At 67.4% G+C, this 22999-nt stretch carries 15 protein-coding genes; 3 read left to right on the top strand and 12 right to left on the bottom strand.

The genetic code is table 11. The annotated features are described in order from the left end of the window. Positions 1–77: 77 nt before the first annotated feature. From ACZ3IC_RS02240 to ACZ3IC_RS02200, 9 genes are all read right to left on the bottom strand, one after another. Positions 78–1658: an acyl-CoA mutase large subunit family protein gene (locus tag ACZ3IC_RS02240; RefSeq protein ID WP_467411667.1), complete on the bottom strand. Its 1581-nt coding sequence runs from the start codon at positions 1656–1658 to the stop codon at positions 78–80. A gap of 407 nt (positions 1659–2065) precedes the next feature. After that, complete coding sequence (locus tag ACZ3IC_RS02235; protein ID WP_467411664.1) at positions 2066–3229, bottom strand: hypothetical protein; 1164 nt, start codon at positions 3227–3229, stop codon at positions 2066–2068. Continuing rightward, complete coding sequence (locus tag ACZ3IC_RS02230) at positions 3229–4077, bottom strand: RNA polymerase sigma factor (protein ID WP_467412102.1); 849 nt, start codon at positions 4075–4077, stop codon at positions 3229–3231. The genes ACZ3IC_RS02235 and ACZ3IC_RS02230 overlap by 1 nt, the downstream gene beginning before the upstream one ends. A gap of 553 nt (positions 4078–4630) precedes the next feature. Continuing rightward, the gene (locus ACZ3IC_RS02225; RefSeq protein ID WP_467411663.1) at positions 4631–5449 is read right to left on the bottom strand and encodes a hypothetical protein; all 819 of its coding nucleotides are present in this window, start codon (positions 5447–5449) and stop codon (positions 4631–4633) included. Next, the gene (locus ACZ3IC_RS02220) at positions 5446–6075 is read right to left on the bottom strand and encodes an RNA polymerase sigma factor (protein ID WP_467412099.1); all 630 of its coding nucleotides are present in this window, start codon (positions 6073–6075) and stop codon (positions 5446–5448) included. Before ACZ3IC_RS02220 ends, ACZ3IC_RS02225 begins: the two co-directional genes overlap by 4 nt. 123 nt (positions 6076–6198) lie before the next feature. Continuing rightward, positions 6199–6597: a hypothetical protein gene (locus ACZ3IC_RS02215; RefSeq protein WP_467411661.1), complete on the bottom strand. Its 399-nt coding sequence runs from the start codon at positions 6595–6597 to the stop codon at positions 6199–6201. A 329-nt stretch (positions 6598–6926) separates the two neighbouring features. Next, positions 6927–7949, bottom strand: coding sequence for an NAD-dependent epimerase/dehydratase family protein (locus ACZ3IC_RS02210; protein WP_467411659.1), 1023 nt, complete (start codon positions 7947–7949; stop codon positions 6927–6929). A 369-nt stretch (positions 7950–8318) separates the two neighbouring features. After that, the gene (locus ACZ3IC_RS02205) at positions 8319–8765 is read right to left on the bottom strand and encodes an ATP-binding protein (protein WP_467411656.1); all 447 of its coding nucleotides are present in this window, start codon (positions 8763–8765) and stop codon (positions 8319–8321) included. After that, complete coding sequence (locus ACZ3IC_RS02200) at positions 8765–8992, bottom strand: hypothetical protein (RefSeq protein ID WP_467411654.1); 228 nt, start codon at positions 8990–8992, stop codon at positions 8765–8767. Before ACZ3IC_RS02200 ends, ACZ3IC_RS02205 begins: the two co-directional genes overlap by 1 nt. A gap of 197 nt (positions 8993–9189) precedes the next feature. Here ACZ3IC_RS02200 and ACZ3IC_RS02195 point away from each other — a divergent pair, with 197 nt between their 5' ends. The 3 genes from ACZ3IC_RS02195 (at position 9190) to ACZ3IC_RS02185 (ending at position 11260) form a co-directional block, all read left to right on the top strand. Beyond that, positions 9190–10044, top strand: coding sequence for a helix-turn-helix domain-containing protein (locus tag ACZ3IC_RS02195; protein WP_467411652.1), 855 nt, complete (start codon positions 9190–9192; stop codon positions 10042–10044). Further along, positions 10025–10246 (top strand): DUF397 domain-containing protein, encoded by a 222-nt coding sequence (locus ACZ3IC_RS02190; RefSeq protein WP_467411650.1) that lies wholly within the window; start codon positions 10025–10027, stop codon positions 10244–10246. Before ACZ3IC_RS02195 ends, ACZ3IC_RS02190 begins: the two co-directional genes overlap by 20 nt. Positions 10247–10828: 582 nt before the next feature. Next, the gene (locus tag ACZ3IC_RS02185) at positions 10829–11260 is read left to right on the top strand and encodes a hypothetical protein (protein WP_467411648.1); all 432 of its coding nucleotides are present in this window, start codon (positions 10829–10831) and stop codon (positions 11258–11260) included. 214 nt (positions 11261–11474) lie between these two features. Here ACZ3IC_RS02185 and ACZ3IC_RS02180 read toward each other — a convergent pair whose 3' ends face one another. The 3 genes from ACZ3IC_RS02180 to ACZ3IC_RS02170 form a co-directional block, all read right to left on the bottom strand. Then, on the bottom strand, positions 11475–11972 hold the full coding sequence (locus tag ACZ3IC_RS02180) for an Imm21 family immunity protein (RefSeq protein ID WP_467411647.1): 498 nt from the start codon (positions 11970–11972) through the stop codon (positions 11475–11477). A gap of 920 nt (positions 11973–12892) precedes the next feature. Next, complete coding sequence (locus ACZ3IC_RS02175) at positions 12893–13756, bottom strand: hypothetical protein (RefSeq protein WP_467411645.1); 864 nt, start codon at positions 13754–13756, stop codon at positions 12893–12895. A 14-nt stretch (positions 13757–13770) separates the two neighbouring features. Further along, entirely contained in the window at positions 13771–22887 is a 9117-nt protein-coding gene (locus tag ACZ3IC_RS02170; RefSeq protein WP_467412097.1) for a golvesin C-terminal-like domain-containing protein, read from the bottom strand. Between the last annotated feature and the right edge of the window lie 112 nt (positions 22888–22999).

The raw sequence follows: 22999 nt of genomic DNA, 5'->3' as shown, positions 1-22999 counted from the left end.
TCGGAAACCACTGTTCATGAGCCTATCCAGGTTCGCGGACATTCAGCGAGAGATCACCCGTGCGGGTACCCGCACGGTCAGAACGCGTCCGACGGCTCGTAAGCCCCCCACACCTCCCGCAGCGCATTGCAGACCTCGCCCACCGTCGCCCGTGCCCTGAGTGCGTCCTTCATCGGGTACAGGACGTTGTCCGTCCCCTCGGCCGCCTTCCGCAGCTGGGCCAGTGCCGCGTCCACCGCACCCTGGTCACGTTGGGCGCGGAGCTTCGCCAGGCGAGCCGCCTGCTGGGCCTCGATCGCCGGGTCGACGCGGAGGGGCTCGTACGGTTCCTCCTCGTCGAGCTGGAAGCGGTTGACGCCGACCACCACGCGCTCCGCGCTGTCGGTCTCCAGGGCGATGCGGTACGCGCTGCGCTCGATCTCGCTCTTCTGGAAACCGCGCTCGATCGCGCTGACCGCGCCCCCCATGTCCTCGACCTTGGCCATCAGCTCCAGGGCCGCGGACTCGACGTCGTCGGTCATCTTCTCCACGACGTACGACCCGGCGAACGGGTCGACGGTCGCGGTGACGTCCGTCTCGTACGCCAGAACCTGCTGGGTACGGAGGGCGAGGCGGGCGGACTTGTCGGTCGGGAGGGCGATCGCCTCGTCGAAGGAGTTGGTGTGCAGCGACTGCGTACCGCCGAGGACCGCGGCCAGACCCTGGACGGCGACGCGTACCAGGTTGACCTCCGGCTGCTGGGCGGTGAGCTGGACGCCCGCGGTCTGGGTGTGGAAGCGCAGCATCAGCGATTTGGGGTTCTTCGCGCCGAACTCCTCCTTCATCACCCTCGCCCAGATCCGGCGGGCCGCACGGAACTTGGCGACCTCTTCGAGGATCGTCGTGCGGGCGACGAAGAAGAAGGAGAGCCGGGGCGCGAAGTCGTCCACGTCCATGCCGGCGGCGACGGCGGTACGGACGTACTCGATGCCGTCGGCGAGGGTGAACGCGATCTCCTGCGCGGGCGAGGCACCGGCCTCGGCCATGTGGTAGCCGGAGATCGAGATGGTGTTCCACTTCGGGATCTCGGCCCGGCAGTACTTGAAGATGTCGGCGATCAGCCGGAGCGAGGGGCCCGGCGGGAAGATGTACGTGCCGCGCGCGATGTACTCCTTGAGCACATCGTTCTGGATGGTGCCGGTGAGCTTGTCCGCCGGGACCCCCTGCTCCTCGCCGACCAGCTGGTACAGCAGCAGGAGCAGCGCCGCAGGGGCGTTGATCGTCATGGACGTGGAGACCTTGTCCATCGGAATCCCGCCGAACAGGACCCGCATGTCGTCGATCGAGTCGATCGCGACCCCGACCTTGCCGACCTCACCGGACGCGATCGGCGCGTCGGAGTCGTGGCCCATCTGGGTGGGCAGGTCGAAGGCGACGGAGAGGCCCATCGTGCCGTTGGCGATCAGCTGCTTGTAGCGGGCGTTGGATTCCGCGGCCGTACCGAATCCTGCGTACTGGCGCATCGTCCACGGCCGTTCGGTATACATCGTCGGGTAGACACCGCGCGTGAAGGGGTAGGCGCCCGGCTCTCCCAGCTTTTCGTCGGGGTTCCACCTGTCGAGTGCGTCCGGTCCGTACACCGGCTCGATGGGCTGTCCCGACTCCGACTCGCGCGTCATCTGCTGTGCCTCCCGCTGAAGCTGCTCAATGGAGCTTCTACTTGCTGGTAACCAAGGGTTCCCGTGACGGACTGTAGCGGCGGGCGCGAGACCGGTGGAGGGGCACGGGCTGGGACCTTGCTCACAGCCTCCTTCACGGCCCTCGTCGCCGCTCTCCCCATCATGCGTGGGCTTTGGCAACCGGGCAGAGCGGGAATCCGCCCAATGGGACACCGGAAGGAAAGGGGCGCGGACGGGACCGGGGGAACGTGTCCCGCCCGCGCCAATGCGCTGAGCCGCAGGTACGGGGGGAACCCCGGCTCTGAGCGCTGCCGATGACCAGTCGGCTCACTCTGTACTGCGTCGTGGCCTCGAAAAACGTCACACCCTGCGGTGGACGGCGCGAAAAGGACCGGCGCGCACGGCTCTCAGCGGGGTGAACCCACGGCGCCGAGGGACGCCCGATCCGCTGTCGGCGAGGAGACCGGGGCCGAGGGCGAGGGCGGCGGAGTGGTGCTGAAGCGGATCGACGGAAGCCTGCGGGAGCCGTCGTCGTCGCCGTCGCCGCCGTCCACGTTCGAATCGCCGGCGTTCTGCTCGTCGCCGCCGTCGCGGCCCGCGCTGTTCTGGCCCTTCCCGTATCCGGCGATCAGGCGGTCGCAGTACCGGTCCAGATTGCGGGCGCCCTTCGCCAGCGCTTCGAGCCTCCGTCTGCGGTCGTCGTCCAGGTCGCCGTTGCGGTAGTCACGGCATGCCTTGAGCGCCCTGTCGTACCAGTCGCCGGAGGTGTTGTTCCCGGAGCCGTCGGGCAGTCTGCCCTTCTCGGTGCCGTCCGAGGATCCGCCCGCGGCACCGTCCCGCTTCCGGTTGTCGTCGCCGCCCCTGTGCTCCTCGCCCTTGCCGGTTTCGTCGCTTTCCCGGTCACCGGAGGGGGTGGAGGGGGCCGCTGGGGGCATGGAGGGCACCGTCTCCGGGGAGGCGGCCGGCGGTGCGGACGGGCTCTCGTCGGTGGTGGCCCCCGAACCGAGTTGCTCAGGCGTCGCCGTGGCCGAGACGGAGGTCGCCGGTACGGGAGCGTGCCCGCCGAACGGTCCGGGGAACATCCCGGTGCCCGCGGCCACGGCCACCCCACCGAGCGCACAGCCCGCGAAAGAGGCGACCAGGCCGAAGCGAAGGGGCCGGCTCCAGCGCAGGGAGCGGGTACGGCCGGAGCCCGCGGAGAATCCGGAGCCCGCGGAGACGGAGGAGGCGCTCGGTACGGAGCCGCCGGAGGTCGGCCGGATATGCACCGGTTCGAGGACGTCGGCACCTGCCGGCTCAGCTGTCTTCTCGGCGTACCCCTCCACCTGCGGGTTCGGCGCACGTGTCGTTGCGCGCGCGGATTGCCGGGCGGCACGGAAGGCGGCCAACGCCGCGGCCTCGCCCGGCAGTTCGCCGGTGGCCGGGCGGGCGGCCCGCGCGGCGGCGCCCAGTGCTGCCGCGAGCCTCTCCGCTTCCGTACATGAGTGGCCGCCGACGGGATCGACCGGTTCGCCGCGGAGCAATCTCTCCGCCGCGTCCTTGTCAAGCCATTCGTACTGCTCGTCGGCCATCACATGTCCTTCTGCGTCCACAGACGCGAATGCGTCACACCGGCCGGCGCCGCCAGACCATTGTGGGAGGGGCGTTGGGCGGGCACAGCACCGAGCTCCGCCGTCCGGCCTGCCACGCTTCCACGAGGGGCTGCCGAATCCGCCGGATCACCCGCAGAAGCATGGTTCACGGCGATGCCCGCGCCTTCGTCGGCCCGACCTTCGCCGCCCTCACCGTCCGTACCGCCCGCACCGCCCTCACCGTCCGGGCGGCCGTCGGCGTCGTCGGCCTTGTCCGCGCCGTCCGCGCCGTGCGCACCGTCCATGCGCAACAGCTCGGCCAGCCGCTTCAGTCCCCGGTGCGCCGCGGTGCGCACCGCCCCCGGCCGCTTGCCCAGCGTCTGCGCCGCACTCTTCGCGTCCAGACCGACCACCACCCGCAGCACCACGGCCTCGGCCTGGTCCTGCGGCAGCTGGGCGATGAGCGACATCGTGCGGCCGGTGGCCAGGGCCTCCATCGCCTCGTCGGCGGTGTCGGACCCGGCCGGCTTCTCCGACAGTTCCGACTCGTCGCCGCCGATGACGGGGCGTCTGCCGCGCATTCGCAGATGGTCCAGGGCACGATTACGGGCTATCCGCGCAGCCCAGCCGCGGAAGCGGTCGGCGTCGCCGCTGAACCGGTCGAGGTCGCGCGCTATCTGCAACCAGGACTCGGACGCCACGTCCTCGGCGTCCGGCTCCCCCACCAGTGTCCGTATGTAGCCCAGCAGCCGCGGCTGCACAGCGCGGTACACAGCACGGAAGGCATCCTCGTCCCCGTCCTGTGCCGCGAGCACCGCGGCAGTGAACTCCGCGTCGTCCCCCAGCACTCCCTCAACCTGCCCTGCTGTCCTGAATCGCAGCTGGTCATCACTGCCGCGCCACCCTGCGCGACTCAGCACGCTACGTCCTTCGCGGGGGTCACGTCCACGACTTGTACAACTTGCAACATTCTTCGGACAGGGTGCGGTGTGACAGAAAACGCCGTCACGGCGCTGTAAGAAGTACGGGGTCGTCCTACGGCCCCGCGGAAGACGACCGGGGTCTCTCCTGTGGGGGGTGGCGGCCCCGGTCGTCCTCGTTTCCGCTCGCTCCGACCAGGCATTACCGAGGGCGCGGGACCTCTGCATGACCAACCCGTGACGAACGCATCCGGGCGTTCACCCGATCCTCCGTGGGCGTAACGACGGGTGAAGTCGCGGGCCAGGTCCTCGAAGTGCGGACCGAGGATCTCGGAGTTGAAGGTAGGAGCGGCCTGTTGCCACACCTGCTCGACGAAACCCTGCTCCACGGCGGCGGCCTGAGGGAGGGTGATCGAGCTCGACCGAGTCGAGGCCGCCACCCGACTGCTTGGCAGCGACGACGAGCGCGACGGTCGGCGATTCAGCCGACAGCGGTCCCATCCTTGCCGCCGCTCCCGGTCCGGGTCCCGCTCCCTTGCGACGGCGTCCGGCCGCCCTGCTTCCCCTCAGGCACGGCCTTCTCCTCCGCCTCCGCCTTCTCCTCCGCCTTCTCCTCCGCGTCCCGGTTGCCCTGGGCCTTCTTCGACTCCCCCGGTGACGGCTGTCCGAGGAGCCCGTCGCAGTAGGCCGTCACCGCCGCCTCCGACGCACCGCCCGCGGCCGCCTCCAGCCGTTCGAAGGCAGCGGCGTCCATGGCCTTCCCGCTGCCCCGGTCGCTGAGGTACACACGGCACAGCGCGACATCGTCCTGTGCCCGGTCGGGCCGACCGGAAGGATGCCCGTCGCCGGGAGCGTTCGTGACCCCCGGCGAGGCACCATCGCCGTCCGGCTGCAGCGACTCCTCGCTGGAGGGACGCCCACCGGGTGTCGCGGGAGAGGTGCGCGGGGGGCGTACGGACTCCGCCGCGTCGCTCTCACCGCCACCGAAACGTTCCGGAATCGCCCCCGAACCCGCGGCCACCGCGACCCCGCCGAGCGTCGCCGCAGCCATGAAGCCACCGAGCATCACCCGGAACGAGCGCACACCGCGCCGTCGTTTCGCCGGACGCCAGTCGTCACGTCGACGCGGCCACCGCACCACTGCGTTGTGCGCGCCCTCGTCCCGCGCGGCCACGAAGGCGGCGGTAGCGCGCTTCTCGTCACCGGGGTCGAGTGCCCCGGTACGCCGCGCTGCCGCGAGCAACGCGGCCAGTTCGGGTGTCTCCGGCGGCTCGGGCGGCCGCTGCGATTCGTATCTCATGCTTCATCACTCAGCGTACGACGCGCCCTCTTCGTCACAGCACCCGTCCCACTGCCCCAGGACACCTGCTCCGCCAGTCTCTTGAGCCCGCGGTACGCGGACGTGCGGACCGCCCCCGCGCGTTTGCCGAGCACGCGCGCCACCGCAGGACCGTCCAGACCGACGACCACCCGCAGCAGTACGGCCTCGGCCTGCTCGCGCGGCAGCGTCCCGATGACCTCCAGCGCCGTTTGGGTGGAGAGCCTCTCCAGCGCCGAGGCGGCCGTGTCGTAGCCGCCGGGCAGCTGAAGCACATCCTGTTCGATCAAGGTGGTACGGGGCCGCCGCTTCAGCTTCCTCAGGTGGTCCAGCGCACGGTGGCGGGCGATCATCGCGGTCCAGCCGCGGAACCCTGCTCCGTCACCGCGGAACCGCCCCAGATCGCGGGCAATCTCCAGCCAGGCGTCGGAGGCCACGTCCTCGGCATCGTCGCCGACCAGTCCGCGTACGTAGCCGAGGAGGCCCGGCTGCACCATCCGGTACGCGACGGCGAAGGCGTCCTCGTCCCCCTGCTGGGCCCGCTCGACGGCAGCACCGAGCTCGGCGTCGCACATCTGCCTGCGGCGCTGCTCCTCGCCCGTGCCCAACGCTTCCCTGCTCAACACCCGATCCGGCACCGGCCCCCGTATTCCTGTCCTGCCGAGGCAACACCCCTCTCTCCCTCTGCGTCCGGAGCCACAGAAATGTCACAGGTTCTCCACGCGCAGGAGCTACCCGCACACAGCCTTGTGCTGCGCCGCCCGCCCGTGCAGCAGGAGATACAGCCGCTGTACCGATTCCTCCGCCCCCGACTCGAAGCGGTTGACGACCTTGCCGAGCGGATTCCAGACCCGTCCGTCGGGCATCCGCACGCCCACCGCCTGCCGGAACAGCTCCCGTTGTGCGGCGTCCAAGTCCACCCATGTCCCCCCGGCCCTGCGGACGATCACTTCGCCGGTGTACGCCCCGAGCCCCAGCAGGGTCCCGGAGACGCGGTCCCGTTGCGGCTGATCACGCCGCAGGCCGTCGACGACGAGGTCGACGAGCCGGAGGCTGGCGACCGAGTAGTCGAGGGGCAGCCGGCTGCGCGCGGTGAGTCGGGCGACGAACTCCGATGTGTAGGAGCGCATCACCGCTGCTTCGGGAAACGTTGTCTGCTCGTCCCCACCCATGATTCCGCCCGCCCTTCGCCGTGCCTGCGATCACCGACACTGACCCAGCGCTCAGGGGCCCGGGAACATCACACGAAGGGCACTGTGGTCCTTCTCATGGCCAGGAAGAGGACGAATCGCTTGCGCGCGCACAACCATCACCCCACCTCGAACGTCGCCGACGCCAGTCGCGGCACGCGGCACGCGGCACAGAGACGCAACCGGCGGTGGCACCGCTCCCGTTGACGTGCAGGAAGATCCCGGCCCCGCCGTTTCACAGGCCGCGGGGCCGGGGCACGGTGGCCGACTCAGGGCTGCGATTCGCGGGCATCCCACGCGGCGAGGACCGCGTCGCGCTTGGCCCCGTCCAAGCCGACGGGAATCTTTCCCTGAAGGTACTTGGGTCGCGGATGTCCACCGTCGTTGAGCGCCCGCCAGGTGTCCGCGACGGTCTCGGCGACCGGGCGGCAACGCAGACCGGCGGCCAGCGCCTTGGCCGAGGAAGCGGTCCACGCGCCGGAGACCTCGGGGATGTCCGGCATCCACAGCGGCATTTCGGTCCACGGGGCTACGTCGTGATCCTGGAGGAACTGCTCGTCGGCCCAGACGAGTTCGGTGTCGGCGCCGGTGGCATCGACACAGGCGCGGAGCAGCTCGCCCATCGTGGTGTTCTCGCGGACGCCGGTGGTCAGGTAGCGGCCGGTACTTCCCTCGGCGAGCCGGTCGAGAACGAAGTTGGCGATGTCGCGGGCGTCGATCAGCTGCATCGCACGGTCCGGGGACCCCGGAGCCAGTACACGGCCTCCCCGTGCGATGGTCTCCAGCCACCACGGGAGGCGTCCGATGTTCTCTCCGGGACCGACGATGATGCCAGGATTGACAATCAGGGCGTGTCCGGGGAAGCCCTCCTCGACTGCCCGCTCGCATCCGGCCTTGAGCGCGTTGTAGGGCACGTCGTCCGGCGCGGCGTCCGGAGAGCAGGCGTGGCGGGGGGAGGTCTCGTCCACCCCCTTGGCGGGCCAGTCGGCGTAAGCGTGGAAGGACGAGACGAACGCGTACGCTCCCGCGTGCCCGGCCAGTGCCCGGACCGAACGCTGCACGGTACGGGGCTCGAACCCGCACGTGTCGATCACACAGTTCCAGGTTCTCCCTTCCGCCAGCGCACGCAGGGCGGCCTCGTCCTCGCGGTCTCCCTGGACCGCCTCTACCCCGGAAGGCGTCGGGCCTGACTGCCCACGGTTGAACAACGTCACCTCGTCGCCGCGCCGGAGCGCCTCGTCGACGAGCGCACGGCCCAAAAAGACAGTTCCACCGATGACAAGGATCTTCATGGCCGCAAGGCTGTCATCACGCAACGCTCCGGCCAAGATCCCTACGCGCTCAGCGCAACCGCAACGACGTCATTCGATCTGTCGGCGCCGCCTGTCACGGAAGGTCCGAGGAGCCCTCGCCTTCCCGCAGGAGCCAGTCTCTGACCGTCGGGACGCGGTCCGGTATCTGGCTGACCTGCAAACCTTCTTCACACGAGGTCACCTTCGGCAGCCGGCGGACTCGTCCGGGAGCTCAGGCCGCCGCAAGCGGCGAGCGAGAGCGGCAGAGGGAGAAGCAACGCAACACACCTGAAACGAATTCGCACGTGCCCATTCCTTCGTCACGACCGACCACCGAGCCTGCACAACGGGCGAACTGCACAGCAGCATTCACCCTGCGATCACGCCCACGGACATCCCTTCCGAATCGACCCGAATGGCCGCGGAGGGCTCACCAGGGGACGTGCGGTCGCTGCCCGGCAGCTCACACCACACCGTCTTGGTACCAGGGCCCTGCTCCACGCCCCAGCGCAGCGCCAGGGCATCGAGCAGGGTGAGGCCGCGGCCGGTCTCGTCGTCTCCGGCCGCCCTGCACAGGACGGGCAGGGCCCGGGGGTCGGGATCGGTGACCTCCAATCGCGCACGGCCCTGGTCGCACCAAGCGCGGACCGTTACGGGGACGCCCTCGCCGAGGTGGCGGATGACGTTGGTGATCAGCTCGGTGGCACACAACTGGAGGTCGGCACAGGGGCCGCCCAGGTACGCGCGCAGGGCGTGGCGCACCTCGGGCACGGCCTTGGGTGTGGCGAGAAGCTCCAGGGTCAGTGGTTCTCGCATCACGCGACTCCCTTGCGCAGCACGGCGACCAGAGCGCGTGCGGTGGGCAGGTTGCAGTTGCCCAGCGTGATGAGTGGCGGAGTGCGGTAGCGGGCAGCAAAGGTCGGCAGGTCGACCCCGAGGGAGGGCAGCGTGACGCCGTGGGCGGCGAGCGCGGCCCGCAGTTCGTTCACGCAGTCCTGCGCATCGGCGTCCGTACCCGCGCCGTCGTGGGGGTGGTCGTTCATGGCGTGTCACACCTTCCAGTGCGCTCTGTGACGAATCACTCACACTCTGACGCGCCACGGCCTACCGTGAAAGAGCTTCGGGCTCCCGGCCGTGAACTGCGCGTATGCCCTTGCGCGTTGGCATCGGCGCGGGAATCCCCGGGACTCGGGCGGACACGCCGTGAAACGGGCGGCAACGACACCAATGGTGGTGAACGATGGGACAGCGCAAGGACATCGACGGGTCGGCAAGCGTCCCCACCTTCTACGGCAAGGAGTTGCGCTGGAAACGGGAGGAGGCCGGACTGACCCTCCAACAACTGGTGGAGGGCAGCTTCTACGGCCCCAGCCACCTCAGCGAGATCGAACGCGGACAGCGCCGCATGCCGGCCGAACTGGCCGAGCACGTGGACCGGACGCTGGATACCGACGGCTTCTTCCAGCGCCGCTGCGAGGACGTACGGAAGGCGAAGAGGCGAGGCCACGCCAGCTACTTCGAGCGCGCTCTGGAAGCGGAGAAGCACGCCAAGACCATCGAGGAGTGGTGCCCGAATCTGATTCCCGGTCTGCTGCAGACAGACGCGTACGCGCGGGCGGTGGTCCGGGCGGCGATGCCGCTGGCACCCGACGACGAAGTGGAGGAGAAGGTCGCCGCGCGGATGTCACGGGCCCGTCTCTTCGAAGACAGCCACAAAACCCCTGCCTATTGGGCGATCCTGCCGGAGGTGCTGCTGCGCCAGCCGATCCTTCCTCCGAAACAGTCGGCCGAACAGCTGGAGCACATTGCAGCGCTGGCGCGGCGACGGCGGATCGTTCCACAGATCCTCCCGTGGAACTGCGGGCCGCACCCGCTCATGATGGGGGCCGCCACGATTATGGCTTTCCCCGATGCTCCACCGCTGGTCTACTTGGAGTCGCAGCACAGCGGGGACACCATCGACGATCCGTCCCTCGTTGAGGAGTACCGCAGGTCGTACGATCTGCTCAGGGCCGCCGCGCTGCCTCCGGAGGCGTCCCTCGTCCTGATCGAGCGAGCGGCTGAGGATGACCGAAATGGCAAGCTACGGGATTGACTTGAGCACCGCCGTCTGGCGCAAGAGCAGCTTCAGCAACGGCACGGGCGGCAACTGCGTGGAGGTCGCCGACGGCCTCGCGGGCATCGTCCCCGTCCGCGACTCCAAGCTCACCGACGGCCCGACCCTCACGGTCACCGCCCCCGCCTGGACGTCGTTCGTCACCTCCCTCAAGGACGCGTCCGGCCGCCGATCTGCGTAAGAACTCCTAACAGAATGCCGGTTCGGAAGGGGCCTTCTACCGACACTGCCTATGGGAATCCTTGGCCAGTGCCACATGGAGGGATCGTCAATGTGACCTGTGACGTGTGTGGACACGAAATGCGACGGATGCCGGTAGCGGAACCGCGGATGAAATGGGACCTGCCGGTGAAGGAGCGGTGGTTCTGCTCCTGGTGCTACGCATGGACCGAGCTGGGACACGATCCCCGTGAGGTCTCACGGCCGCAGTACCAGCCTATGTACGGGCGTTGGGAGCGGGCAGAATCACCGGAGCTGCCCGAGGACGTGGCCCATGCCTACGACGTGGCTTACGCCTACTCAGATTCCGGCGCGACCCTGTGCGGCATGAAACATGACAGCTTGCCTACCTCTCCGTACCTGTGGGTGCCGGAGTGGCCCAATGCCTGCGAAACCTGTAAGGAGGCCGCAGCCGTCATCGACCAGCGCTGGCCGCTGGAGATGCGCGATAGGAAGCGGATCGGTCCCACTCCTCCACCCGGACCGGACTGGCCCCCCTTCTAGGCCGTGTATCGGGAGTGAATCGTGCGCATAGGGTGTCGGCATGTCGCTGAGCCACATAACCCTCACGTCCGGCCGTTCGATCGAGCTCACCGAGCTGCGAATGTCTTCGACCTACGGGGGGATGCTGGAGGGCTACCCGTGCAAGCCCATCAACGACATGAAGGTCAGCAGCCTCCAGCGGCAGGCCGAACACGCGTTTCCCTCCACGCCGGTCCATCTGGTTCCGCCCTCCCGCGAGTACCCGGACCAGACCGCCGGCGCCTTCGGCCCCGTCGAGGTGCTGCCTTCCGTGGCCTGCATCGGCGCCTTCCGCTCGACAGCAGTAGCCCTTGAACTCGACCCGGTGCTGCACCGTTCCGCCCTCACTGTGGTCTGGTTCCAGACCGTCTTGGATGTCCCATCGGGCGAGGACGCTGACCTTGCACTTCGCAGCATTCGCTGGGAGGAACTGGCCCAGGACCACGAGCTCTAGCGACGGGTGCCGATCACAACCACTCATTGATGGCCGCGATGAGGACGGTCGCCTCGTAGCGGACCGCGAGGTTGTCATATCGCGTGGCGACCGCGCGATGCCTCTTGAGGCGGTAGATCCCGCACTCGACTGCGTGACGCGCGGTAATCGACCGGGCCGAAGCGCGGTGGGTTACGACCCCGGCCGACAGCGATGCACAACGACTACGCGCAGTTCACTGGATCAACCAATCGAGCTTGTGGACCCGTGCACACGTACCGGCGTCCGACTCGATGTCCGCGGTCCTCAGTCGATAGACCGCGGGCTCGATCTCCACCAGCAGAAGTTCGTCCGCACGAGCTTCTGTTCCCGGCAGAGCAGCATCGAACACGGCGAGCGGGCCGTTCACTTGCACGACCGGGCCGTCCACCCATGTACCCACGAATTCGATGCCTCCGCGCACGACCTCGACGAATCGAGCATCGCTGGACGACGAGATCCATTGAACAATGGCACGGAACTCCTCCATGAATGCGGTCGGGGCGGGGATGTCGTTGATCGCCAGCGCGGGCCCGGGGGCCGACGGCTCCCCGAACGGCACCAGCCCGGCGTAGCCTTCGACCTCACACGCTTTTTCGTAGTCGGAGTTCGTGTAACCGCCCCAGAGGCGCCTCAGCGACTCCTCTACGACAATCATCGGCCCGCCCTCCGACTCAACCCATGTGAGGTCCATGGCGTCCTCACCTCCTTAGACGATTTCTCATGTAGTGAGTTTGGCGAGTTTCTTGTAGCAAGTAAGCGCGGCTGCGAGGCCGAGGAAGGCAAGGAATTGGCTGCCTTGCGCTCATACCGGAAGGTAAGGCAGCAGTAGCCGAACAGCCAGAAAAAAGGTGCGCTCGATCTTCCACCGGTGCCGGCCGAAGCGTTCGGAGGACTCGATGCCCGGGCGCGCGATACGGGCGATGATGCCGCGTTTCCGCAGCCAAGCCAGGGTTTCGGCGGAGTGGTACGCCCTGTCAGCACGGAGATTGCCGAGACGCCTGCGACACCGTCCGCGCCGGGGCCGTACGGCCGATATAGCTTTCACGAGGGTACCTCGCCACCGTCATCTACCAGGCCACCCGGGAGGTGAGCGGGTACGCGACAGCCGACCACCACCGCGCCGAACTGGTCGTCGACGCGCTGAGGATGGCCGTCGGCCGTGAGTTGCTCAAGGAGGGCTGCGTCGCACACTCGGACCGCGGATTCTGTACAACACCTCTCGTGATGAAGGACGGTTCTCCCTCGTGCAGGCGCAGCACGTCGACCACGAAGGACACTTGGTTGATGCAGATCACACCGATTACAGCCGACGGCACGGCGAGCGGCGACACGGAGCGGCCCGCCGCCCGGAGGGTATCCGGACGGCGGGCCCAGACGCGTGGCGACAAGGCGAGGGACAACGCGAACCATGCCAGTCTGAGCGCGTTCATACGGGTCACTTCGTCTTGAACTCGGTCAGGGAAGCCCCAAATCCATGTACTCGAAGGACTCGTCCAACCCGATGAATCGGCATTCCCCTGGTCGTGAGGTCGACCTCGACCGGCATGTTGCCCGCCAGTTCCTTGTCCTGGCCGGCAGTCGGCCCCGGCCGTCACGCACCCGGTCCAGACGCTACGCGTCGTGCCGCCCGAGTGCCGCTGCGACGATTGGCAGCACGTCGTCTCCGGCGCGCGCCGTCCACACGCTGAACCCGCTCTCCGGAAAGACGAGTTCGGCCTCGCGCTCCACGACGGCGACGCCTTGTCTGCGCGCCGCCGCCACGACTTCGGCGTACGGGTGCCCGATCAGCTCCATGCCCCGGTACACCACTTGCGCGGGCCGGGCCATGACGACGCGTGTCACGCGGCCTTCGGAGTCGTATCCGACAGCCGCACCCGCTGACAGGAAATGGTCCTGCGAGGCGGGCCCGAATTCAGGTTCGGACTCCATTCCGCTGCCCAGCAGTTCACGCACCTCTTCTCTCGAGGCTCCCAGCCGCACAGCTCCGAAGCCGCGGTGGGGATCCACCTCGAAGCTCCCCGACGCGATTCGTCCTTCCCCTTCGAAGAAGGAGAATTCATAAATCACTCGGGTACGTGAGGAGATCAGAACGCTGCGGAAGTCCCCCGGGGCCTCCGCATGCGGATTGCCGAGCACGATACCCAGCCCCGGGACAACCCAGTCAGAGCCCTTCTGCTCCACGGGAACACCGGCGGAGCGCAGCTCCGCCAGTACCTCCGTGTGGGAACGGTCAAGCAGTCCCACGCCTCGCAGGCTCGGTTCCGCCGGGGCGGCCACCTCGATTGAACACAGCGAGTCCCTGTCGTCGTATCCCAGGATCATCCCCAACTCGTAATAGGCGTCCGAAAGAACCGGAGCGTATGCCGAGCGGCGAAATACGGACGGCTCCCCCAGAGTCTCTCTGACGGACTGCCTGGGCATCCCGAAGCGCACCTCGGGAAATCCCTTCAACGGCAGAATCTCCATGTCGATCAAGGCGGCCTCCGGGATTAGACGATCGGCCGGTTGAACCCGGCCTTGTTTGCGGCTTCGATGAAGTTGGGCAGCTTCGTGAGCATCTCATCAATCGCGGCATCGTACTTGCCTGGGAACATCGACTTCACGTTGTCGATGTCCATCTGGAGAGCTTCCGTGAGGCGCCCCTGCTTGAGGAGGTACGACTGGTGGGCGCGGTGCATCTGCCCGTCGTAACTGCTGCCCCAGCTCTCCGTGGCGTGGTGATCGGCCTTGTCCATTTGGATGGTCAGGCCCTGGCCCTCCGGCATGCCGAAGGCGTCCTTGATGGACTGGCTCGCCGGCATGTGGTTGCGCTCGATCACGCCCTTCTTCGCATGCTGGTCCTTGTACTGGCCGCCCCGGTAGGGTCCACCGGTGACGGCGCAGGCGCCATGGACCGGCGGGTTGGCGTTGTGGACCAGCGCCGGAGTGCCGGCGACGTACACGAAGTATGTGTGGACTGCGTCGACCGTGAGGTTGTGGACCCGCTGGGTCCGCTCGGTCTCGTCGACGCCCGTGACTTGGGACCAGGCCCCGGTCGCGGTCTGCAGCCACATTCCGGGCTTCAGTTCCCCGGCAGTGACCCACCGGCCGAAGTCGGGGAGCCAGAAGGGGTGACCGGTCGTTGCCGTGATCGTGCCGGGCTCGGCTGGACCCTTCGCGCCGTCGGGGTCGACGGTGAGGGTGACCAGGTGCTTCACCCCGTCGCCGACGATGGTGTCGGTGATCTGACGTGCCTGGAGTTCGCCGGTCTCCGGGTCGGAAGCCAGGACGTACTCGCCGACCTTGAGGTCCTCGATGTTCTTCGTGGACCCGTCGGCCATGGCGACCTTGGTGCCCGGGACGAAGCTGTTCTTCTTCGCCGGCGCCTTGCAACTGCCGCCTTGCTTCTTGGGTGCAGGCTGGTCCGTAGTCTTCTTCGGCTTGGACGTCTTGGGCTTGCCCGCCACCTTCTTGGCACCTGAGCCGGCCTTCTTGCCGCCCTTGACCGCGTCGACGGCCTTCGCGCCCTTCTTGGCCCACTTCGCGGCCGTGACCGCGTTGCCGGCACCCGGGATGGCTGCCGCCATCGACAGGGCACCGTCGACGTAGTTGCCCTCCGCCATGTACCAGACGCCGTTGGCGACGTCCGCGACCTCGCCGATCACCGGGACCATGCCCGCCACGTCCAGGGCCGCGTGGCCCACGTCCGAGAGGGAGATGTCGATGCCGAAGAGGTGGCCGTCCAGCTCCACGAAGGAGATCGGGTTGCCGCCCGCGAACGCGTACCGGTTGCCCGTGTACGGGTCGGTGGCCAGGGACATGTCGTCCAGGGCGCCGCCGTACATGTCACGCGTCAGGAACCGGTTCAGGCCCGGGTCGTAGTTCCGGAAACCCATGTCATAGGTGCCCGAACCGTCGTCGTGCCGCGCCGCGTTGTAGCGGTAGTCGTTGTACTGCTCCTTCTCCGGGTTCGAGGCATCCGGCTTGTCCGCACCGGTGAACTGCTTCTCGTCGTCGGAGCCGTACGCCGAATACCCGTACGTGGCACGAGTGTTGCCGTCGTCCTTGGTGATCGCCTCCACATCGCCCTTGGGGTGGTAGAGGTACTGCGAGTACTCCTTCGTCGCGTCGGTGCCGTGCTTGATCTGGGTCAGCTTCTGACCCCACGGCGAGTACTGGTAGGACTTGGTCGCCTTGTCGGCGACCTCCTCCCGCAGCACCTTGTCCTCCATGCCCAGGTACGTGAAGACCGTGGTCTTCCCGCCCGTGCCCGACGTGGTCTCGGACACGGTGCGGTCGAAGGCGTCGTACACGTACGACGTCGACTTGGCCGAAGCGCCCGTACCTGCCGTGCTCTTCGCGATCCGGTCGAAACCGTCGTAGGTGTTCTTCTGCTGGACCGAGCCGTTGGAAGACACCGTGTCCAGACGGCCCAGCGGATCGTAGTTGTACGTCGAGGCGACACCACCCGCAGACGTCTTCAGCAGACGGTTGCGGTCGTACGTCGACGTGGACGTCACCCCGCCCACCGTCTGCTCGACGATGTTGGAGTTGCCGTCATAGCCGTACGTCTCCGTGCCCGCCGCATCACCGGTCTTGGTGACCTTGGCGATCCGGTCCTGCGGGTCGTAGTCGAACGTCGAGACCGTGTCGAGGTAGTCCGCCGCGTTGTCGGCGTTCATCACCTTCGACGTGTCCTTGGAACGGTTCCCGTTCGGGTCGTACTCCAAGTCGTGTGAGGCGATCACCACCTCGCCGCTCTTCTTCTCGGTCTGCGACTTCACCGCGCCGTTGAGCCAGTACGTGTAGTCGACAGTGTTGCCGTTCGGCTTCGTCTGCTTCAGCGGCTGGCCGCGGTCGGTGTAGGTGAAACCGGTGATCTGCTGGTTGCCCGACGTCGGCGAGTCCGCGTTGATGATCTTGTCGACCATGTCGCGGATGTCGTACTCGGACTTCGACCACGTCAGATCGTGGGTCGTCGTGACCGGGTTCCCGTTGGCGTCGTAGGTCAGCGCGGTCGTGTTCTTGACCGTGCCGCCCAACTTCTCCTCGACCTTCTCGAGCTGGTTCAGCTCGTCGTAGGTCATCGCGTAGGCGTCGGCCGTGGCCCCGGGGGCGAGGTCCCTGACCTCGGACAGCAGGCCGTTGACGTCGTAGCGGTAGGTGAAGTCCTTCTTCTCGTTGTCGGTCTCACCCGTGTTGGCGCGGACGAGCTTGATGCCGTCGGCCACGACCGTGCCGTCGGCCAGGTCGGACAGGGTGATCTTCTGGGTGCCCGACTCGGTGAAGGAGTACGAGCCCAGCGAGACCCACTCACCGGACCGGGTGGTCTGGTCGACGGGCTTGGTGACCTCGCCCGAGGCGTGTGTGATCTCGAACGGGGCGTCGGTGGCCGCACCGGTCACGTCGCCGTGCCGGGTGAAGACCTCGTACGTGCCGTCCTGCGGGATGTTCAGCTGCCAGGTGAAGGACGAGGTGCCGGTGCCCCTGGGGTGCGTACGGAGGTCGTAGCCCCACTGGCCCATTGCCTGGGACGCGTCCCAGTTCCCCTGGGTGGCCGTGTTGTTGACGTCGGTGGAGTCGACGACCACCACCTGCTTGCCGACCGGGATGCCGTCGTCCGAGCGCGCCTTCTGGTTGCCCGACGGATAGAAGTCCCACGTCATCGTCCGCTGCGAGGAGCCACCGGCCGAGGTCAGCGTGTTCTTCGTCTGCTGGCCCAGGACGTTGTAGTCGTACGCCGTGGTGATGTCGAAGGGGTCCTTGGCCGTCTTCGTCCAGCCGTTGTCGAAGTAGGTGTACTCGGTGTCGTTACGGACCGACTGGCCCTGCGACGGAGGAGCCGAGACCCGCTCCAGTTGACCGACCGTGTCGTAGAAGTAGAAGGTCTTGTCCGGGGCGGAGTTCTTGGCATCGTCCTTGTCGAACGGGGTGAGCCGCTCCTTGACCCGGTTCAGCTCGTCGTAGACCGTCTCCGAGGTGAAATCGGTCGCGTCGTCGGTCGTCTCGACGCCGCGCGGGCTGATCTCCTTCGTCTGGTTGCCGACCTCGTCGTACTCCATCCTGGTCGTCCGGTAGGTGATGTTCCCGGAGCCGTCCTTCGAGTACGGGACCTTCACCTCCTTGGCGAGGCCGCGCCGGTCGAAGACCGTCTCGCTCGTGTTGCCCTCGGCGTCCGTCACCTTGTCGGTGCGACCGTCGAGGTCGTAGTTGACGGATGTGAACTTGCCTGCCGCGTCCGTCGTCCTGGTGACCCGGTGGTTCAGGTCGTAGACGTACTTCGTGGTGTAGTCGGCCGTGTCGGCGGTGGCGTTCTTCCTCGGGTCCACGACGGTGACCAGGTTGCCGACGTTGTCGTACTCGCTGGAGACCTTGTCGCCCTTGGCGTTGACCACCGAGACGGGCTGGTAGATCTCGTCGTAGGTGTACGTGGTCGTGTAGTCGCCGGCCGTCGTCGTCACATTGCCCTTGGGCTCCGTGACGGTCAGGGGGTTTCCGACCTTGTCGTACGTGGTGGTCGTGCGCCGCTCGTCGTCCGTCGAGATGTCCTTGGGCGCGAGGGACGCGGTGACCTGGTCCGCCGCGTCGTACACCGACGAGGTCTCCGCACCGTTCGGCGCGAAGGCCTTCTCGATGTTGTTGTTGGCGTCGTAGACCGGGGCCGGCGTCGTGATGATGACGCCGGCGGCCTGGTCCTTCGGCGACTTCTGCTCCAGCGGACGGCCGAAGTAGTCGTACGCCTGCGTGACCTTGGCGCCCTTGGCGTTCACCACCTCGGTGGTGTTGCCCCGCTCGTCATAGACGAAGGTGCTGGCCGCCTGGAGAGCGTCCGTGATCTTCGCCGGGTAGCCGTGCGGGCCGAACTCCTCGTACGTCGTGGAGTGGCCGTTGGCATCGGTCTGCTTGGTCGGCTGGCCGTAACCGTCGTACTCGGTCGTGGCCGTGTAGTCGCCGTCGACCGTCGCCGTGGCGACGCCCTCCGGGTCGGTCACCGACGTCTGGTTGCCGAAATCGTCATAGCCGAACTGCCAGGTGTTGCCCAGCGGAGACGTCTTGCGGAACAGGTCGGCGGAGTAGCCGTCGATCCGCGTGGTGTACTCGAACGCCGTCGCCTTGTCCGGGTACGAGGACGGGTTGCAGTAGTCCGTCGGGTTGAAATCCGTCCAGGAGTTGGTGACTTCCGCGTCCCACTGACGGAGCGGATAGCCCGTCCTGGGGTCGTAGCAGTACGCGGCCTTCGCCTTGTTGTGCTCCTCCATCAGAACGACGTTGTTGTCCGCGTCCCAGCTCAGCTTGGAGGTCTGGGACTTGGCGTTGGTCATCTGCACCGGACGGCCGAAGTCGTCCAGGACGTGATCCGTGGCGTGCAACTCGGCGTCCGTCACCTTGGTGTCGGTGAACTTGTCGCTGATAGTGGTGTTGGGCTTGTACGCGAAGTCCGTGGTGAACCTGCGACGGTCCGTGATCGTCTGCGTCCACCAGTGGTACTTCGGGTCGTCGCCCTCCTTCGGGTAGTAGTACGCCAGGTCGGTCGCGTTGCCGCGCGGGTCGGTCGCCTTGACCAGCTTGACGTTCTTGTTGCCCTGCGTGGCGTCGTAGGTGAACGTGAAGACCTTCGGCTGCGAGGACGCCTCACCGTCGGTGATCTGCCCGAGCAGGCCCTTGTCGGTGTAGTAGAAGCTGATCTTCCGGCCCGAGATGTCCGTCATGGACTTCACGTGGTCGTAGATCTTCGAGTTGGTCAGATTGCTGCCGGAGACCTTTGCGCCCGTACCGTCGATGTACTCGTAGGACGCGTCGCCCTTCTTGTAGTAGTCGATCGTGAGCGACTGGCGGCCGGCCGGGTCCGTGATGTACGTCAGGAACTTGGTCGGCTTGTTGTTGGACCTGCGCTCCTCGTACGTGTACGTCTGCGTATTGCCGTCGTTGTCGATGACCGACGTCATGTAGCCGTCGCAGCCGAACAGGAACCGCGTACCGTCCGGACGCGTCAGCGTCCACGCGTCCGGAATCGGGTCCTTGGCAGGGGTGCAGTCCAGGCCCGTCTTCGGCGTCACCTTGTAGTGGACACCGGCCGGAGCCTTCCATGAGCCGTCCGGCTGCTTGCGGAAGACATGGGTCGTACCGTCGCCGTCCGGGAGCCTGATCTCGGTCGGGTTCGGATTCGGGTGGAAGTCCAGCGGAGCGCCGAGCCGCGTCGGTCCCGAGACCTGCGCGGACCAGCCGTGACCGAGGACCGTGTCCGAGGTGTCCAGCGTGTTGTACGCGAGGCGCGCGAAGGTGTTGACGCCACGGCCCGGATTGTTGATGGCGTTGTACTGCCACACACTGTTGCCGGAGGCCAGGTTGTTCATCAGGGACGAACCGGCGCCGGTGTTCTTGCCCGTGTACGAGTAGAACTTCTCCAGGCCGAGGCTGTTGGAGGTCGGGTCCTCGACCGCCACGTTCTGCTTCAGCACCGGGATGCCGCCGGTCCCGGCGGACAGCCAGGTCGAGTCGGCCGGGTTGAAGACGTCCCAGCCGAGGACATAGTCCGTGCGCTTGTTGCCGGAGTCCGAGTTGATCGGCGTATTGACCTGCGCCTTGATCGTCGCGGACTGGCCGGGGGCCAGCTCCGGGATCGCCGTCTTGACCTGGTTGCCGCCGGTGGTGACGTCCGTGCCGTCGGGCAGCTTCCAGGTGTACGAGAGCTGACGCGCCCCCGCCGCCCAGGTGGTGGCGGTGGTGTTGGTGACCGTGAAGTCCACCGTGTAGGTGGAGTTGGGAGTCATCCGGGACGGGGTCCGGGGCGCGTAGTACGTGTCCTCCGTGGTGGAGTCCACGTAGATCACGCGCATCAGCGGCCGCAGCTGTACGTCCGGGGCGCCCGCCGACAGGAACAACGAGCGCTCCTGCGGGCCGGTGCCCGACTCGTCGCGCAGTTTGACGAGGGCGCCCTTGTTGGTGGCGGGCGTCTTCACCCAGGACTTCATCAGCTCGGTGGAGTACCACCAGTGGCGGCCGAGGTCGGTGCTGAAGCCGGGGACGTAGTCCGAGACGGTGCCCGAGAAGTCGCCGCCGGGCGCGGTCCAGGCGGTGGTGGACGTGGCGTTGTTCCAGGTGGCGGTGGTCTCGTCGAAGGCCTTGGTCAGACCGTGGAGGTCGTAGGTCGCCTTGGATGTGCCGGTCCGCTCGGTGAGCGTCGACCACAGGAAGAGCTTGCTCTCCAGCACCGTGGCGGTGGTGGGGATACCCGTGGTGGGGAACTTCATGACCGCGCGGGTCTTGCCGTACGTGGCCGAGTTGTTGCCCACGCTCAGCCAGTCCTGGCCCACCGTGCCCTGCTCAATGGTGTTGAGATTGGTGGTCGGCTTGAGGGCGGACAGGGTGGTGTCGGTCTGTCCGGCCTGGATGAGCCGCATGGTGCGGCCGGCCTTGGGAATGCCGACGACCCGGGTCGGGGAGCCGAGCAGCTGGCCGTCTTCGGTCTTGACCGCGAGCTGGTAGTAGTACGACTTGCCGATCTCCTCCGCGGAACTGTCCGGGGTCGGGGTCGCCGTGGTGTCGGTGTACGCCGTCAGGGTCTTGGCGACCGGGGCGACCAGGGTCGCGGCCGACGGGGTGAAGACCTGCTGCGTGGAACGGTGCAGCTGGTACTCGACCAGGTCCAGACCGGTGTCACCGGTGGTGTTCTTGTACGCGCTCCAGCTCAGCTCCGGACCCGTACCGTGCACCACGGTCGGCGAGGCCAGCGAGGTACCGACCTTGCCGAAGGTGACCGAGAGACGCGGGATCGTGGAGGTCTCGTCGCCGTAGTCGTAGTCCCCGGCCTCGTACTGGGGGCCGCCGAGCGGGGCGGTGGAGGACTCGTTGACGGCCTTGATGACGAAGCCGTTGTTGACGGATGTACCGCTGACCCACTTCTGGACCGTGTCGGCCACCGCGAAGTTGTGCCAGGAGTTGTACTCGCCGATGTCCTTGCGGATCTGCGCCGCGTTGACCAGACGGACCCCGTCCGCCATGGTCCGCTTGGTCGCGTCACCGGTGTCACCGAGAACGACCTTGCCGGTGCTGCCCTTGGTGAAGTCCAGCTGGGTGGTGCCCAGCTGCCGCCACCCTGCGGTACCGGTCGCCTGGTTCACCGTGTAGCTGTTGGTGCCCTCTGCCGAATTGACCGTGTACGGGGCGGCGGTGGCGCCGTCGGCGAGCGGGGTGGTGTGCACCTCGACGCGGTAGTCGGCGGTCTCGGGGACCTGGGGCTGGTAGGTGTACGACTCGCCCGTGCCGGAGTTCTTGTTGTACGCGTAGTCGCCCGAGTAGCCCGTACCGCTGACCCTGGGCCACTCACCGACCGCGGCCGTGCTCGGATCGCCGTCGTCCAGCAGCACCGTGGTGGAGGACTGCTCGCCCGCCAGTGCGCTGGTGTTGTTCCAGGTCGCCCCGGTCTCGGTCCATGTGCCGGTGGCCCGCCGGATCTCCACGTCCACGTTGCTGGAGCCGGTGGTGTGGACCTGGTCGTAGTAGAGACTCAGCTTGGCCGCGTCGATCTTCGACCCGGCGGGGATCTCGTCCAGTGGGAACTGGATCAGCGAGCGGGTGATGCCCGTGCTGCTGGTCTTGCCCGCGGACAGGTCCCAGGTGCTGTCGAAGTTCTCCGTCGGCTGGTCCGAGCGGACCATGACGTCCTTGGCTGCCGTCGGGGACGGCGCGATGGTGATGGTCGGGTCGATCACCACCGGGTACTGCCGCTCCGGCGCGGCCAGCCACTTCGCGTCCGGAGTGACGGTGAGCCGCCAGTCCTTGCCGTGGCGGCTGAGGTCCTGGGAGACCTTCGGGCTGAAGGTGTGACCGTAGGGGGATGCCTTGTCCTTCTTCGCGTCCGTCATGAACGCGGGCGGGATCACCAGGACCGGTGTCCCCGGGGCCTCGCCGAAGAAGGCGATCGAGCCGTCCCGCCGCTCCTTGGGCGTCAGCTCCCCGGCCTTCAGGGTGAAGACGAACTTCGGCGGTGCGGCCGGGGGTTCGGCCAGGGTGATGTTCTCCTTCACCCGGCCCACGCCCACCTGGTACGAGAGATCCGCGCCGGCGGCCGCGCCCTTGTAGGTGACGGTGTTGTCCTTGGCCGTGGGTTTGACGCCCTTGGCCGCGCCCTCCAGGGCGAGGGTGACCGCCTGTCCGCCCTCGGTCTCGAAGCGCAGCAGCTGCCGCTCCGGGTCCGAACCGAAGCGGCTGCGGCCGGTGTTGGTGGTGTTGGCGAAGGCGTAGCCCTTGCCGCCCTTGCCGTCGTCGGCCCGCACCGTGGTGTCGACGGACTTCCAGGAACTGCCCGAGCGGTAGGCGGTGGGCGCGGCGGAGATCTCCGCCTCCACCCGACCGTCCGACATCTGCCAGAACCGGGAGTGTGCGGTGCGCTTCCCGGACAGTTCCTTGACCCGGGTGGCCTTGGGCTCGTTCTTGCCCTTGGGCAGTTTCTGACGGCTGGGGATCTCCAGTTTGCCGCCGACCGGAGGCTTGTCCGGTTTCTTCTCTTCGTCGTCGCGGAACCAGCCGGCAACGGTGTCGAAGACCCCGGAATCATCGCTCCTCGGTGCATCGGCAGCGAACGCCGGTGCCTGAATGAGTGAGCTTCCCAGGGCCCCGACGACCATCGCCGCCAGGGTTCGCCGGAATCTTTCCGGCACTCTTTCCTCCTCGCACGGTGCCCGATGAACGGGAAATCGAGCACGCCGAATAAGCCACCCCGACGTTTTCGAGACAGCC

The organism is Streptomyces sp. NPDC002958 (assembly GCF_055563255.1).
This window is presented reverse-complemented; position numbering and strand designations above follow the sequence as displayed.

Coding starts and splice junctions, on each gene's coding strand:
- ACZ3IC_RS02235 (WP_467411664.1), bottom strand. CDS start 3,229: ATGGCCGACGAGCAGTACGAATGGCTTGACAAGGACGCGGCGGAGAGA.
- ACZ3IC_RS02200 (WP_467411654.1), bottom strand. CDS start 8,992: ATGAACGACCACCCCCACGACGGCGCGGGTACGGACGCCGATGCGCAG.
- ACZ3IC_RS02185 (WP_467411648.1), top strand. CDS start 10,829: ATGTCGCTGAGCCACATAACCCTCACGTCCGGCCGTTCGATCGAGCTC.
- ACZ3IC_RS02240 (WP_467411667.1), bottom strand. CDS start 1,658: ATGACGCGCGAGTCGGAGTCGGGACAGCCCATCGAGCCGGTGTACGGA.
- ACZ3IC_RS02210 (WP_467411659.1), bottom strand. CDS start 7,949: ATGAAGATCCTTGTCATCGGTGGAACTGTCTTTTTGGGCCGTGCGCTC.
- ACZ3IC_RS02205 (WP_467411656.1), bottom strand. CDS start 8,765: ATGCGAGAACCACTGACCCTGGAGCTTCTCGCCACACCCAAGGCCGTG.
- ACZ3IC_RS02215 (WP_467411661.1), bottom strand. CDS start 6,597: ATGCGCTCCTACACATCGGAGTTCGTCGCCCGACTCACCGCGCGCAGC.
- ACZ3IC_RS02195 (WP_467411652.1), top strand. CDS start 9,190: ATGGGACAGCGCAAGGACATCGACGGGTCGGCAAGCGTCCCCACCTTC.
- ACZ3IC_RS02170 (WP_467412097.1), bottom strand. CDS start 22,887: ATGGTCGTCGGGGCCCTGGGAAGCTCACTCATTCAGGCACCGGCGTTC.
- ACZ3IC_RS02225 (WP_467411663.1), bottom strand. CDS start 5,449: ATGAGATACGAATCGCAGCGGCCGCCCGAGCCGCCGGAGACACCCGAA.
- ACZ3IC_RS02190 (WP_467411650.1), top strand. CDS start 10,025: ATGGCAAGCTACGGGATTGACTTGAGCACCGCCGTCTGGCGCAAGAGC.
- ACZ3IC_RS02180 (WP_467411647.1), bottom strand. CDS start 11,972: ATGGACCTCACATGGGTTGAGTCGGAGGGCGGGCCGATGATTGTCGTA.